This window comes from Streptomyces sp. NBC_01296, from assembly GCF_035984415.1.
Lineage (GTDB): Bacteria > Actinomycetota > Actinomycetes > Streptomycetales > Streptomycetaceae > Streptomyces.
Genome location: NZ_CP130720.1, coordinates 4,442,574 through 4,455,946 on the forward strand (window position 1 = coordinate 4,442,574; position 13,373 = coordinate 4,455,946).

The following is a 13,373-nucleotide window of genomic DNA, read 5'->3' on the forward strand; positions in this document are numbered from 1 at the left end:
GCGAGAGAATGGCGGCATGGAGATGCCGAGGAGTGAACGGTCGCAGGACAGCCCCCCGCACGGCCTGATCGTGGGACAGGACGGGATGCCGGTCGGCGGCGCCGATGACGAGTCGCGCGAGGTCCCGGTGACGGAGATGGTCGAACAGCCCGCCAAGGTCATGCGGATCGGCAGCATGATCAAGCAACTTCTGGAAGAGGTCCGCGCCGCACCTCTGGACGAGGCCAGCCGGGTCCGTCTCAAGGACATCCATGCAGCGTCCGTGAAGGAGCTGGAGGACGGCCTGGCTCCCGAACTGGTCGAGGAACTGGAGCGCCTGTCGCTCCCGTTCACGGAGGAAGCGATCCCCTCCGAGGCGGAACTGCGCATTGCACAGGCCCAGTTGGTGGGCTGGCTGGAAGGCCTGTTCCACGGCATCCAAACGGCCCTGTTCGCGCAGCAGATGGCGGCGCGGGCCCAGCTGGAACAGATGCGACGCGCCCTCCCCCCGGGCGCCCCGACGGAGGAGGAAGACGCCCACGGCGCCATCCGCTCGGGCCCGTACCTGTAAGCGAAGGCGGCGGCGGGGCTTGCGGGCCCCGCCACTTTCGTTTCCGGCCCCGCCGCACCATCCGGCCCGGCTAAATGCGGCTCCCCACCGGGGACATGGCCCGCGCATACTCATGGGTATGACCTACGACGCGATCGTCCTGGCCGGCGGCGCCGCAAGACGACTCGGCGGCGCGGACAAACCCGCCCTCCACGTAGGCGGCCGCGCCCTGATCGACCGCGTCCTGGACGCCTGCACGGACGCCGCCACCACCGTCGTCGTCGGCGGCCGCCGGCCCACCTCCCGCCCGGTCCGCTGGACCCGGGAGGACCCGCCCGGCGCCGGCCCCGTCGCCGCCCTGGACGCCGGTCTGCGCCAGACCACCGCCGAGCTGGTCCTCGTGCTCTCCGCCGACCTCCCGTTCCTCGACCGGGCCACGGTCCGCGCCCTCCTCCGCGCCCCCGCCCCCGGAGGCGACGGCGCCCTCCTGCGCGACCCCACCGGCCGCGACCAGCCGCTCGTCGCGGCCTACCGCGCCGAACCCCTGCGCCGCGAGCTCGCCCTCCTGGCGACCGAGCACGGCAGCCTCGCCGGGCTCCCCCTGCGCGCCCTCACCGCCGAGCTGGATCTGGCCAAGGTGACGGACACTGCGCCACTCGCCTCCTTCGACTGCGACACCTGGGACGATCTCGCAGCCGCCCGCGCCAGGATCAGGGAGCATGGAAGCGTGCTGGACCAATGGATCACCGCCGTCAAGACCGAGCTGGGCATCGACCTCGCCGTCGACACCAAGACCCTGCTCGACCTCGCCCGCGACGCCGCGCACGGTGTCGCCCGGCCCGCCGCCCCCCTGACCACCTTCCTGGTCGGCTACGCGGCCGCCCAGGCCGAAGCCACCGGCACCGACCCCGCCACCGCCGTCGCCGAGGCCTCCCGCAAGGCAGCCGACCTGGCCCTGCGCTGGGCGGCCGAAGCCGAGGCCGAGGCCGAACAGAACGGCTCAGGATGACCCCCACCGACGCCGACCACGCCCTCCAAGCCCTCGACGAGGCCCTGGCCCTGGTCAGCCGCGATCCCCGGTCCGGCGCGGCCGGCGCCCACCGCGCCGCCGGCTGGCCGCAGGCCCGGGAGGCCGCCGTCCGCGCCGGCTCCGGCATCCGGCCCCGCACCCACCGGGTCCCGCTCGCCGACGCGCTCGGCGAGGTGCTCGCCCAGTCCCTGGAAGCCCTCACCGATCTGCCGTCCTTCGACACCTCCGCCATGGACGGCTGGGCCGTCGCCGGCCCCGGCCCCTGGACCGTCCGCCCCGGCGGCGGCGTGCTGGCCGGCTCCGACCGCCCCGAGCCGCTGGCCGACGGCGAGGCGGTACGGATCGCGACCGGCGCCCGGATCCCCGCCGACACCACCGCCGTGATCCGCAGCGAGCACTCCCGCGAGTCCGGCACCCAGCTGCACGCCGACCGGGCCGTGCTCACCGGCCAGGACATCCGCCCGCGCGGCCAGGAGTGCCGCTCCGGCGATCTGCTGCTGCCCGCCGGATCCCTGGTCACCCCGGCCGTCCTGGGGCTCGCCGCGGCCGCCGGGTACGACGAACTCACCACCCGGCCCCGGCCCCGCGTCGAGATCCTGGTGCTCGGCGACGAACTGCTCACCGAAGGCCGTCCGCACGACGGCCTGATCCGCGACGCCCTCAGCCCCATGCTCGGCCCGTGGCTCACCCGGCTCGGCGCCGAGGTCATCGCCACCCGGCAGCTCGGCGATGATCCCGCCGGAGCCAAGGCCCTGCTGGAGGCCATCACGTGCTCCGAGGCCGACCTGGTCCTCACCACCGGCGGGACCGCCTCCGGCCCCGTCGACCACGTCCGCCCCGTCCTGCACGAGGCCGGCGCCGAGCTGCTGGTCGACGGGGTCGCCGTACGCCCCGGGCACCCCATGCTGCTGGCCCGGCTCGGCGACGGGGCCTGCGGCCAAGACCCGGTCCGCCACCTGGTCGGCCTGCCCGGCAACCCGCTCGCCGCCGTATCCGGGCTGCTGACCCTCGCCGAACCGCTGCTGCGCGCCCTCGCCGGCCGCCGCCAGCGGCCCCGGTACACGGTCCCGGTGCAGGGCGACGTACCCGGCCACCCGTACGACACCCGGCTCGTGCCCGTCCTGCTGACCGACGAGCACGCCGTACCGCTGCGCTACAACGGCCCCGCGATGCTGCGCGGCGTGGCCGCCGCCGACGGGCTGGCCGTCGTACCGCCGCACGGGGCGCGCGACGGGCAGGACCTCGAGATCCTGGATCTGCCGTGGGTCTCGGGAGGATGTTTCACGTGAAACTCCACGGCCAGGACGCGATGGCCCGTGGCGCCGACGAGAAACTCGTCTCACGGCGCATCAAACTGCCCAAGCGCGTCGTGGAGAAACCGCTCCGGCAGGTCGGCAAACGCCTGTTGATGGCCCTGTTCGTGCTGTTCCTGACGGTCCTGATCGTGTGGCTCGACCGCGACGGGTACCACGACAACGCCAACGGGACGGTCGACCTGCTCGACTGCGTCTACTACGCCACGGTGACCCTGTCGACGACCGGCTACGGCGACATCGTCCCGTACAGCGACAGCGCGCGGCTGACCAACATCCTGCTGATCACGCCCCTGCGCGTGCTCTTCCTGATCATCCTGGTCGGAACCACGCTGGAAGTCCTGACCGAGAAGACCCGCGAAGAGTGGCGGCTGAGCCGCTGGAGGAAGAACTTGCGTGAGCACACGGTCGTCGTCGGCTTCGGCACCAAGGGCCGCTCGGCCCTGCAGACGCTGCTGGCCACCGGCCTCCGCAAGGAGCAGGTCGTCATCGTGGACCCGAGCGCCAAGGTGATCGACACGGCCAACGCGGAGGGCTTCACCGGAGTCGTCGGCGACGCCACCCGCTCCGATGTACTGCTCCGCGCCGAGCTGCAGAAGGCCCGTCAGATCGTCATCGCCACGCAGCGGGACGACACCGCCGTGCTGGTCACGCTGACGGCCCGGCAGATGAACCGCGGCGCGAAGATCGTCGCGGCGGTCCGCGAGGAGGAGAACGCGCCGCTGCTGCGCCAGTCGGGTGCGGACGCGGTGATCACGAGCGCGAGCGCGGCGGGCCGGCTGCTGGGGCTCTCGGTGCTGAGCCCGAGCGCGGGCACCGTGATGGAGGACCTGATCCACCAGGGCAGCGGGCTGGACCTGGTCGAACGGCCCGTGAGGAGGGCCGAGGTCGGCAAGGGCGTACGGGAGACGGACGACCTGGTGGTGAGCGTGCTGCGCGGGCACCGGCTGCTCGCGTACGACGACCCGCACGCGAGCCCGCTCCAGCTGACGGACCGTCTCATCACCATCGTGCGGGCGGCCCCGCCCGCCTCGCCGTCGGTGACACTCGGGCCTGCCGACTAGCCGACCGGTCACGGAGTTGGCGTACCCTCCGGGCCATGCATGCGATCACCATCGAACAGCCCGGCGGCCCCGAGGCCCTCGTCTGGGCCGAGGTACCCGATCCGGTGGCCGGCGAGGGCGAGGTCCTCGTCGACGTCGCGGCGAGCGCCGTGAACCGCGCCGACATCCTCCAGCGCCAGGGGTTCTACGATCCCCCGCCCGGCGCCTCCCGTTACCCCGGCCTGGAGTGCTCGGGGCGGATCGCCGCCGTCGGGCCGGGGGTGTCCGGCTGGGCGGTGGGCGACGAGGTGTGCGCGCTGCTCGGCGGCGGCGGGTACGCGGAGCGGGTCGCCGTCCCGGCGGGCCAGCTGCTGCCGGTCCCGGCCGGCGTGGACCTGGTGACGGCGGCGGCGCTGCCCGAGGTGGTCTGCACCGTGTGGTCGAACGTGTTCATGGTGGCCCATCTGCGCCCCGCCGAGACGGTGCTGGTGCACGGCGGCTCCAGCGGCATCGGCACGATGGCGATCCAGCTGGCGAAGGCGGTCGGCGCGACGGTGGCGGTGACGGCCGGCGGCCCGGAGAAGCTGGCCCGCTGCAAGGAGCTGGGCGCGGACATCCTGATCGACTACCGCGAGCAGGACTTCGTGGCGGAGCTGCGGGCCGCGACGGGCGGCGCCGGCGCGGACGTGATCCTGGACATCATGGGCGCGAAGTATCTGGCGCGGAACCTGGACGCCCTGGCCGTGAACGGCCGCCTCGCGGTGATCGGGCTCCAGGGCGGGGTGAAGGCCGAGCTCAACCTGGGCGCGCTGCTGGCGAAGCGGGCGGCGATCACGGCCACTTCCCTGCGGGCGCGGCCGGCGGTGGAGAAGGCGGCCATCGTCGCGGCCGTGCGGGAGCACGTGTGGCCGCTGGTGGCCGCCGGCCGGGTCCGGCCGGTGGTGCACGCGACGTACGCGATGGCGGACGCCGCCGAGGCCCACCGCACGATGGAATCGAGCACGCACGTGGGCAAGCTGCTCCTGACCACCTGACGGGTCCCGCTGCGCGGAGCTCTCTCCCCGCCCCGCCCTTCTCCCGTTCACCGGGCGAAGGGCGGGTAGGGGACGAGCCCCGCTAGGCCCCCGTCACAGCGAACGCAGCAGCACCGCCGGCGACTCCACGCAGTCGGCCACGTACCGCAGGAACCCACCGGCCGTGCCGCCGTCGCAGACGCGGTGGTCGAAGGTCAGCGACAGCTGGACGACCTTCCGGACCGCCAGCTCACCCTCGTGCACCCACGGCTTCGCCACGATCCGGCCGACGCCGAGCATCGCCGCCTCCGGGTGGTTGATGATCGGCGTGGAGCCGTCCACACCGAACACCCCGTAGTTGTTCAGCGTGAACGTCCCGCCCGTCAGGTCCGCCGGAGCCAGCTTCCCGGCCCGGGCGACCTCGGTGAGGCGGGCGAACTCCGCCGACAGGGACTCGGCGCCGCGCGCCTGCGCGTCCCGGACCACCGGGACGACCAGGCCGCGCTCCGTCTGCGCCGCGAAGCCCAGGTGCACGGACGGCAGCCGCACGATCTCGTTCGCCGCCAGGTCCACGGTCGAGTTGAGCTCCGGGTACTTCGCCAGGGCGGCCGTGCAGATCCGGGCCAGCAGCGCGAGCACCGAGATCTTCGGTCCGCCCACGGCGTTCATCGCGGCCCGCGCCGCCATCAGCTCGGTCGCATCGGCGTCGACCCAGCACGTGGCGTCCGGGATCTCCCGGCGGCTGCGCGACAGCTTCTCGGCCACCACGCCCCGCAGGCCCTTCAGCGGAATCCGCTCACCGCTCGCCGCCACCGCCACGGGGGCGGGAGCAGGCACGGTCGCCGGCTCCGGTGCGCGGAGCGCCGCCTCGACGTCCGCGCGCAGGATCAGGCCCTCGGGCCCGGACCCGCGCAGCGCGCGCAGGTCGATCCCGTGATCCCGCGCCAGCTTGCGCACCAGCGGCGAGATCACGGCGACGGGACCGGTCGCCACGGGAGTGGCTGCGAGGGGAGCGGGTGCGATGGGAGCGGGTGCGGGAGCAGCGGCAACAGCCGGCGCCGCGGAGCCAGGTCGCACCCGCCTCCGACGCGCCGTGCGCGAGTGGTCCGTCCCGTAGCCGACCAGGACGTTGCCCGAGCCGGAGTCCTCGGGCTCCACCACCTCGTCCGCGCCCGCACCCACCGCCACCGTGATCAGCGGTGCTCCGACGGGGAGTTCCGTGCCCTCCTCCCCGAACCTGGCGGTGACCACACCGCCGTACGGGCACGGCACCTCCACCATCGCCTTGGCCGTCTCGACCTCGACCACGGGCTGGTCGATGGCGACGACGTCGCCCACCGCCACCAGCCAGCGGACGATCTCGGCCTCGGTCAGTCCCTCCCCGAGATCGGGGAGCTTGAACTCCATTACCTGCGGCATCAGTTCTCCCACTGCAGGCGGGCCACGGTGTCCAGGATCCGGTCCACACCGGGCAGATGGTGCTTCTCCAGCATCGGCGGCGGGTACGGGATGTCGAAGCCCGTCACCCGCAGCACCGGCGCCTCCAGGTGGTGGAAGCACTTCTCCTGGATGCGGGCGACGAGCTCCGCGCCCGGTCCGCCGAAGCCGTTGGCCTCGTGGACCACCACCGCGCGCCCGGTGCGGCGTACGGACGCCACGACCGTGTCCTCGTCGAACGGGACGAGCGAGCGCAGGTCCACGACCTCCAGGTCCCAGCCCTCCTCGCGCGCCGCCTCGGCCGCCTCCAGGCACACCGGCAGCGAGGGCCCGTACGTGATCAGCGTGGCGCTCGTGCCGGTACGTCGGACGAGTGCCTTCCCGATCCCCGGTACGGCCGCCGGCGTCTCGGGGTTCCACTGCGCCTTCGACCAGTACAGCCGCTTCGGCTCGAGGAAGACCACCGGGTCGTCGCTCGCGATCGACGCGCGCAGCAGCCCGTACGCGTCCTCGACGGTCGCCGGGGTCACCACGTGCAGGCCGGGAGTGGCCACGTAGTACGCCTCGGAGGAGTCGCTGTGGTGCTCCACCCCGCCGATCCCGCCGCCGTACGGCACCCGGATGGTGATCGGCAGCGGCATCGCGCCGCGCGTGCGGTTGCGCATCTTCGCCACGTGCGAGATCAGCTGCTCGAACGCCGGGTACGCGAACGCGTCGAACTGCATCTCCACGACCGGCCGCAGCCCGTACATGGCCATGCCCACCGCGGCGCCCAGGATCCCGGCCTCCGCGAGCGGGGTGTCCGTGCAGCGGTCCTCGCCGAACTCCTTCGCGAGGCCGTCCGTGATCCGGAAGACCCCGCCGAGCGTCCCGACGTCCTCGCCCATGACGTGGACCGTCGGGTCCTGCGCCATCGCGTCGCGCATGGCCCGTCCCAGGGCCTGCGCCATCGTCGCCGGCTTCACGGCCACCGTGGTCACGACTGCTCCTCCGCGTCGAGCTCGGCGCGCAGCATCTCCGCCTGCTCGCGGAGCCGGCCGGTCTGCTCCGCGTAGACGTTTTCGAACAGGTCCATCGGGTCGAGCACGGGCTCGGCGTTCATCCGCTCGCGCAGCGTCGCGGCCATCACCTCGGCGGCGTCCTTGGCCTCCTGGATGCCCGCCTCGTCCAGCATCCCGCGCGCGGTCAGCTCGCGCTCCAGCAGCTGCACCGGGTCGTGCGCCTTCCACGCCTCGACCTCGGCGTCACCGCGGTAGCGGGTCGCGTCGTCGGCGTTGGTGTGGGCCTCGATGCGGTACGTGACCGCCTCGATCAGCGTCGGTCCGCCACCGGCCCGGGCCCGCCGGACCGCCTCGGACAGCACCTCGTGCACGGCGGCGATGTCGTTGCCGTCGACGAGGCGGCCGGGCATCCCGTACCCGACGGCCTTGTGGGCCAGGGTGGGGGCGGCGGTCTGCTTGGCCAGCGGGACCGATATGGCGAAGCCGTTGTTCTGGACGAGGAAGACCACCGGGGCCTGCCAGACGGCCGCGAAGTTCAGGGCCTCGTGGAAATCGCCCTCGCTGGTGCCGCCGTCGCCCACCAGGGCGAGGGCGACCACGTCGTCGCCGCGCAGCCGGGCCGCGTGCGCCAGGCCGACCGCGTGCGGCAGCTGGGTGGCGAGCGGGGTGCTCAGCGGGGCGATCCGGTGCTCGCGCGGGTCGTAGCCGGTGTGCCAGTCGCCGCGCAGCAGGGTCAGCGCCTGGACGGGGTCGAGTCCGCGCGCCACGGCCGCGAGGGTGTCGCGGTAGCTCGGGAACAGCCAGTCCTGCTCCTCCAGGACCAGCGCGGCCGCGATCTCGCAGGCCTCCTGGCCGACCGTGGAGGGGTAGACGGCGAGCCGCCCCTGCTTGGTGAGGGCGGTGGCCTGGGCGTTGTAGCGGCGGCCGCGCACCAGCTCGGCGTAGCAGCGGCGCATCAGCTCGGGATCGAGCTTCTCGGCGGCCGGCGTGCCCAGCACCCGGTACGGCTCGGGGTCCGGGAGCAGCGGGGCGGCATCCGTACGGGGCCTCCAGGCGGGCGGCGGGGTGGATCGGTGGGACGCACCGGCACCGGGCAGCTCTTGGACCGTCATGGCGGCGTACACCTCCTCGTGGGAAGTCGTCTGGGCGCTCTGGGGGTACCCCCAGCGGTGGCTGGGGGAATGTGAGGCCCCTCACCAACCGATTGTTCGGTCGATGGCGCAATTTGGCTACAGGCGGCTCCAGGCTGTGGACAAAGTGGCGCCGGGGCCCTGGGATGGGTGCAGGACGTCCAGAAGAGGGAGGCAGTGGGCAATGCCGGATGAACAAATGGCCGCAGCGGGTTCCGCACCGGTCCCACCGGGAGGCGCACCTTCCGCCTCACAGGCCCCGCCGCGCGCCCTGGATCCCATCGACCGTTCGATCATGCGCCTGCTCCAGGCGGACGGCCGCGCGTCGATACGGTCGGTGGCCGAGCAGGTCCACGTGTCGCGGGCGAACGCCTACGCCCGGATCAACCGGCTGATCGACGACGGGGTGATCCGCGGGTTCACGGCCCGCGTCAACCACGAAAGGGCAGGCCAGGGCGCCTCTGCGTACATCACCCTGAAGATCGTCCAGAACTCCTGGCGCACGGTCCGCGAGAAGCTCCGCGAACTCCCGGGCGCGGCACACATCGCCCTGGTCAGCGGCGACTTCGACGTCCTGCTCCTGGTCCACACACCGGACAACCGCACCCTGCGCGAGCTGGTGCTGACCCGCCTCCAGTCCATCCCGGAGGTCCTCTCGACGCGCACGCTGCTGGTCTTCGAGGAGACCGACCTCCTCGACGCCGGCCCCAACGCCGGCCCGGCCATCTCCGAGGAGTAGCCGGCCGGAGGAACGACAGCGCCCCGGGAACGGCCTGGAGGGCCGTTCCCGGGGCGCTGTGCGAGGCGCCTACGGGCGGATCACTTGGTCTCGTAGTAGCCGAAGATGTCGACGATCAGGTCGGTGGTGTCCCAGCTCTGGTTCCAGAAGTCGACGACTCCGTTGACCCCGCCGGAGCTCGCCTGGACCAGGTTCGGGACGGTCTTGCCGGCCGTCCAGTTCAGCGTGGACGCGGTGGGACGCGTCAGCTGCGCCTCGGTGCCGCTCTCGTACTGGTCCGGCGTGTTCGTGTCCGGGGCGACCGAGAGGAAGCCGGCGTCCTTGGTGTTCGTCACCGTGGTGTTCAGGACGTAGCCCGCGATGCCCTGCTCGCCGTGCGAGATGGGCATCCAGATGTAGCCACGGGGGTACATCGGCCCCTGGCCCCAGGCACGGGTGTCGAGCATCCGGCCCGGGGTGACCGGCATGAAGGAGCCGGAGCTGTCGGGGCTGTAGTAGCCGACGACGTCGACGATGACGTCGGTCCCCGCCCAGGCGCCGTTGAGGACGTTGACCTTCCCGTCGGGACCGACCGGGACGACCACCGAGTTGGCGACGGTCTGCCCGGCCTTGAAGTTCACGTTCGAGGTGTTCGGAGCCTGCTGGCCGCTCGGGTAGGCCGTCAGGTGGCCGTCCTCGCGCGGGCCGGTGGCGGTCACGTTCAGCGCCACGGCGGTGGCGTTGGCGGGCACGTACCAGCCGCCGAGCTGCACGCCGATCGTGCCGCGGCCCGCGACCTGGCCCTGGGGCGCGCCCTGGCCGGAGCGGGTGTCCACGGCGCGGACCGGGGCCATCGGCGTGTAGCCGCTGGCCGCGGTGCGGGTGAAGTAGCCGGTGATGTCGGCGATCAGGTCGACCGCCGTCCAGCTGCCGTTGTAGAGCTCGACGGTGCCGTCCTTGCCGACCGGCACGACCACCAGGTTCGGGACGGTCTGGCCGGCCTCGAAGTTGAGGTTCGAGGTGGTCGGACGCGTGCCGCCGCCGGGGAAGGCCGTGACGTGCCCGGGGTTGGCGGCGTTGGTGACGGTGACGTTCAGGGCCACGGCCGTGACGCCGGCCGGGATCTTGCCGTTGCCGGCGATCTTCACCTTGGCCGAGGAGTACGCCTTGACCATGCCCATCGGGGCTCCGGTGCCGGTCCGGGTGTCCAGGAGACGGGTCGGGGTGTACGGGGTGAAGTCCGAGCCGACCGTCGACAGCGGGAGCTCGTTGACGACCTCGGCCTGGTTCGCGGCGTCCGTGACGGTGACCTTGACGTTGTACTCGCCGAGCTCGGCGTAGCTGTGCTTGAGCGACACCTCCTGGCCGGGGAGGGCGTCGGCGCCGTCGGTCGTCCCGTCGCCCCAGTTGTAGGTGACGCGGAGCGTGGCGCCCGGGGAGCTGAGGACCTGGGCCCGCACTTCGATGCCGTGCGCGGACGTGCTCTGCGCGTCGAGGACGAGGCCCAGGTCCGGGTTGCCGACGGCGGCCTCGGCGCTCTGGGCGGTCGCGGCGGTCTGGCCCTTGGCCGCCGGCAGGGCCTTGCGGACCGAGTGCTCCGCGGGGCTGTGGAACTTCTTGACTTCGGATGCACCGAGCTTGGCCAGGTCCGCTCCGGGAGCGGACACCCCCTTGGCCACCGGTGCGGACGGACCCGCGGCCGGACCGGCCGCCTGGGCCATGCCCGGGATGAAACCAACGCTGGCCGCGACGACGACGGCAGCGGAAACTACGAGACGGCGACTGCGCACCGGCCCCCCCATTTTCTCATCCTGCTTGAACATGTTCGAAAGCATGCTCATCGTACAGACCCCGCGCGGCGGCCGATCAGAAAATATGCGGCCGGATCGTACGGATCATGGCCGGTCACCGACCGCGTATGGTCCGCAGGCCGTCCAGCGCCATGTGGACGACCGCGTCGGCCAGTTGGTCCGCGGTGGTGCCGGGGTGCGGGCGGTACCACTCCACCAGGGAGTTCACCATGCCGAACAGCAGGCGGGTGGCCAGCCGGATGTCCACGTCCGCGCGCAGGTCCCCGTCGGCCGCGGCGGCCTTGAGGAGCTCCGCGACCTGGTGGTCGAACTCGCGCCGGCGCTCCAGGGCCCAGCGCTCGGTCCGGGTGTTGCCCCGGACCCGCAGCAGCAGCGTCACGTACGGGAGCTCGGCGACCAGGACCTCGACCGTGCGCCGCGTGACGTACTCGACCCGCTCGACCGCCCGGCCGCGTACGGCGCCCGGCTCCTCCAGGACGGCGAAGAGCCCGTCGAGCGCGCGGCTGACGGCCCGGCGCAGGAGCTCCTCCTTGCCCGCCACGTGGTGGTAGATCGAGGACTTCGAGATGCCCGCCGCCTTGGAGAGGTGCTCCATGGAGGTGCCGTCGTAGCCCCGCTCGTTGAAGACCTGGACGGCGACCGACAGGAGCGTCTCGGGGGTGTACGTGTCCCGCCTGGCGGTGGTCATTCGGCGTCCTCCGCGTAGCCGAGCTTGAACAGCGCCAGCGAGGGCGCGTAGCGGCCGCCGGGACAGCGCTCGTCGAGGTGGTGCAGCAGGTCGTACGCCCAGTCGCGGCCGAGCCGGTCGTGCCATTCGGACGGGCCCAGCGGGTAGTTGACGCCGAGCCGCATCGCCGTGTCGATGTCCTCGGCGGTGGCCGCGCCGCGCGCGACGGCGTCGGCGGTCAGGTCGATCAGCATCGCGACCGTGCGCGCCACGATCATGCCGGGCACGTCGCCGATGACGGAGACCTGCTTTCCGAGCTTCTGGAACAGGCCGACCGCCTCGGCGAGGGTCCGCTCGCTGGTGTCCTCGCCGGCGGACAGTGCGATACGGGTGGCGCCGCGGTAGTCGAGTGCGAGGTCGAAGTAGACGACGTCGGCGAACTCGATCGCGGTCTTGCCGTCCGCGAGCACCAGCTGGCCCTCGCCGGGGAGCTGGATGTACGGGCCCCCGTGCTCGGTGGACGTGACCGCGATCCCGGCCTCCTCCAGCAGCTCGACGAGCCCGGCGGCGGGACCGAGGTCGCCGACCACGGCGACCTTCTCCGGGGCCTCCTCGGGACCGGCGGTGTGCGGGGCCTGAGCCTGGGCGTCCGGGCCGTACGGGAACCAGCCGTGCCCCGACTTGCGGCCCAGGCGGCCCGACTGGACCAGCCGGCGCTGCGCGAGGGACGGGGTGAACTTGGGGCTGCGGAAGAAGGACTCCCACACGGAGCGGGTGACGGCCTCGTTGACGTCCTGCCCGATCAGGTCGGTCAGCTGGAACGGGCCCATCTTGAAGCCGCCGCACTCGCGCAGCACGGCGTCGATGGTGGCCGGGTCGGCGCCCTGCTCCTCGTACACCGCGAAGGCCTCGGCGTAGAAGGGGCGGGCGATCCGGTTGACGATGAAGCCCGGGGTGTCGGCGCAGCGGACAGGCGTCTTCCCCCAGCCCAGCACGGTGCGGTACGCGCGCTCGGCGGCGGCCGCGTCGGTCGCGAAACCGCTGACCACCTCGACGAGCGGGAGCAGCGGGGCCGGGTTGAAGAAGTGCAGGCCGAGGAAGCGGCCGGGGTGCGCGAGGCCGGCGGCGAGCTCGGTGACGGAGAGGGAGGAGGTGTTCGTGGCCAGCAGGGCGTCCGGCGCGACCACCTCTTCGAGTGCTCCGAAGAGCGCGCGCTTGACGGCGGCGTCCTCGACGACGGCCTCGATGACGAGCGCGGCGCCGGCGAGGTCGGCGAGGGCGGAGGCCGCATCGATCCGGCCGATCGCGTCCTCGGCCTCGGCCGGGTCGAGACGGCCCTTCGCGGCCATGCGGTCGACGCGGTCCTGGACGATGCCCACGCCGCCTGCGGCGAGCTCGGCGTTGATGTCGTAGAGCAGCACCCGGTGACCTGCGAGAAGGGCGACCTGGGCGATGCCCTGCCCCATGGTGCCGGCGCCGACGACCGCCACAGTGCGGGACCGCTCGATTGCTGTCATGTCCTGATCCTCCCGCACCGGGTTATCCACAGGCCTGCCGGGCCCTCTTGTCCCGACCGATCGTTCGGTTACTCTAACTCCAGTCTGCTCTTCTTCACCCGCCCCTGCCTGATCTCAGTCTGCGACCCAGCCTGATCTTGCCCGGCTCAACGAGGAGTTGGTCC

12 protein-coding genes are annotated in these 13,373 nt (G+C 72.7%); 6 read left to right on the forward strand and 6 right to left on the reverse strand.

All coding sequences use genetic code 11. The features are described from left to right. Nucleotides 1–16 precede the first annotated feature (16 nt). The 5 genes from OG299_RS20020 (at nucleotide 17) to OG299_RS20040 (ending at nucleotide 4,949) form a co-directional block, all read left to right on the forward strand. On the forward strand, nucleotides 17–550 hold the full coding sequence (locus OG299_RS20020) for a bacterial proteasome activator family protein (RefSeq protein ID WP_327362201.1): 534 nt from the start codon (nucleotides 17–19) through the stop codon (nucleotides 548–550). A gap of 118 nt (nucleotides 551–668) precedes the next feature. Next, nucleotides 669–1,538, forward strand: coding sequence for an NTP transferase domain-containing protein (locus tag OG299_RS20025; RefSeq protein WP_327362202.1), 870 nt, complete (start codon nucleotides 669–671; stop codon nucleotides 1,536–1,538). Then, a complete protein-coding gene (locus OG299_RS20030; RefSeq protein ID WP_327362203.1) occupies nucleotides 1,535–2,848 on the forward strand; it encodes a molybdopterin molybdotransferase MoeA in 1,314 nt (437 codons plus the stop codon). The genes OG299_RS20025 and OG299_RS20030 overlap by 4 nt, the downstream gene beginning before the upstream one ends. Beyond that, nucleotides 2,836–3,936, forward strand: coding sequence for a potassium channel family protein (locus tag OG299_RS20035; RefSeq protein WP_327362204.1), 1,101 nt, complete (start codon nucleotides 2,836–2,838; stop codon nucleotides 3,934–3,936). The genes OG299_RS20030 and OG299_RS20035 overlap by 13 nt, the downstream gene beginning before the upstream one ends. Nucleotides 3,937–3,971: 35 nt before the next feature. Further along, the gene (locus tag OG299_RS20040; protein ID WP_327362205.1) at nucleotides 3,972–4,949 is read left to right on the forward strand and encodes an NAD(P)H-quinone oxidoreductase; all 978 of its coding nucleotides are present in this window, start codon (nucleotides 3,972–3,974) and stop codon (nucleotides 4,947–4,949) included. Nucleotides 4,950–5,042: 93 nt separating this feature from the next. Here the strand turns inward: OG299_RS20040 and OG299_RS20045 are convergent, their stop codons facing one another. Genes OG299_RS20045 through pdhA form a run of 3 tightly spaced genes read right to left on the reverse strand, consistent with a single transcriptional unit; the run spans nucleotide 5,043 to nucleotide 8,478 of the window. Next, complete coding sequence (locus OG299_RS20045) at nucleotides 5,043–6,347, reverse strand: dihydrolipoamide acetyltransferase family protein (protein WP_327362206.1); 1,305 nt, start codon at nucleotides 6,345–6,347, stop codon at nucleotides 5,043–5,045. Further along, nucleotides 6,347–7,345: an alpha-ketoacid dehydrogenase subunit beta gene (locus OG299_RS20050; protein ID WP_327362207.1), complete on the reverse strand. Its 999-nt coding sequence runs from the start codon at nucleotides 7,343–7,345 to the stop codon at nucleotides 6,347–6,349. Before OG299_RS20050 ends, OG299_RS20045 begins: the two co-directional genes overlap by 1 nt. After that, entirely contained in the window at nucleotides 7,342–8,478 is a 1,137-nt protein-coding gene (pdhA, locus tag OG299_RS20055) for a pyruvate dehydrogenase (acetyl-transferring) E1 component subunit alpha (protein WP_327362208.1), read from the reverse strand. Before pdhA ends, OG299_RS20050 begins: the two co-directional genes overlap by 4 nt. Nucleotides 8,479–8,680: 202 nt before the next feature. Between pdhA and OG299_RS20060 the strand changes: the two genes are divergently transcribed. Beyond that, nucleotides 8,681–9,235: an Lrp/AsnC family transcriptional regulator gene (locus OG299_RS20060; RefSeq protein ID WP_389865683.1), complete on the forward strand. Its 555-nt coding sequence runs from the start codon at nucleotides 8,681–8,683 to the stop codon at nucleotides 9,233–9,235. 80 nt (nucleotides 9,236–9,315) lie between these two features. On the opposite strand, the gene OG299_RS20065 is transcribed toward OG299_RS20060, so the two are convergent. The 3 genes from OG299_RS20065 to OG299_RS20075 form a co-directional block, all read right to left on the reverse strand. Beyond that, nucleotides 9,316–11,004, reverse strand: a complete 1,689-nt coding sequence (locus OG299_RS20065) for a PKD domain-containing protein (RefSeq protein WP_266627507.1) — start codon at nucleotides 11,002–11,004, stop codon at nucleotides 9,316–9,318. A 115-nt stretch (nucleotides 11,005–11,119) separates the two neighbouring features. Then, the gene (locus tag OG299_RS20070) at nucleotides 11,120–11,713 is read right to left on the reverse strand and encodes a TetR/AcrR family transcriptional regulator (protein WP_327362209.1); all 594 of its coding nucleotides are present in this window, start codon (nucleotides 11,711–11,713) and stop codon (nucleotides 11,120–11,122) included. Then, on the reverse strand, nucleotides 11,710–13,209 hold the full coding sequence (locus tag OG299_RS20075) for a 3-hydroxyacyl-CoA dehydrogenase (RefSeq protein WP_327362210.1): 1,500 nt from the start codon (nucleotides 13,207–13,209) through the stop codon (nucleotides 11,710–11,712). Before OG299_RS20075 ends, OG299_RS20070 begins: the two co-directional genes overlap by 4 nt. Between the last annotated feature and the right edge of the window lie 164 nt (nucleotides 13,210–13,373).

Bases quoted from the DNA above. Each gene is read 5' to 3' on its own strand.
- OG299_RS20020 (WP_327362201.1), top strand. From the start codon at position 17: ATGGAGATGCCGAGGAGTGAACGGTCGCAGGACAGCCCCCCGCACGGC.
- OG299_RS20025 (WP_327362202.1), top strand. From the start codon at position 669: ATGACCTACGACGCGATCGTCCTGGCCGGCGGCGCCGCAAGACGACTC.
- OG299_RS20030 (WP_327362203.1), top strand. From the start codon at position 1,535: ATGACCCCCACCGACGCCGACCACGCCCTCCAAGCCCTCGACGAGGCC.
- OG299_RS20035 (WP_327362204.1), top strand. From the start codon at position 2,836: ATGTTTCACGTGAAACTCCACGGCCAGGACGCGATGGCCCGTGGCGCC.
- OG299_RS20040 (WP_327362205.1), top strand. From the start codon at position 3,972: ATGCATGCGATCACCATCGAACAGCCCGGCGGCCCCGAGGCCCTCGTC.
- OG299_RS20045 (WP_327362206.1), bottom strand. From the start codon at position 6,347: ATGCCGCAGGTAATGGAGTTCAAGCTCCCCGATCTCGGGGAGGGACTG.
- pdhA (WP_327362208.1), bottom strand. From the start codon at position 8,478: ATGACGGTCCAAGAGCTGCCCGGTGCCGGTGCGTCCCACCGATCCACC.
- OG299_RS20060 (WP_389865683.1), top strand. From the start codon at position 8,681: ATGCCGGATGAACAAATGGCCGCAGCGGGTTCCGCACCGGTCCCACCG.
- OG299_RS20070 (WP_327362209.1), bottom strand. From the start codon at position 11,713: ATGACCACCGCCAGGCGGGACACGTACACCCCCGAGACGCTCCTGTCG.
- OG299_RS20075 (WP_327362210.1), bottom strand. From the start codon at position 13,209: ATGACAGCAATCGAGCGGTCCCGCACTGTGGCGGTCGTCGGCGCCGGC.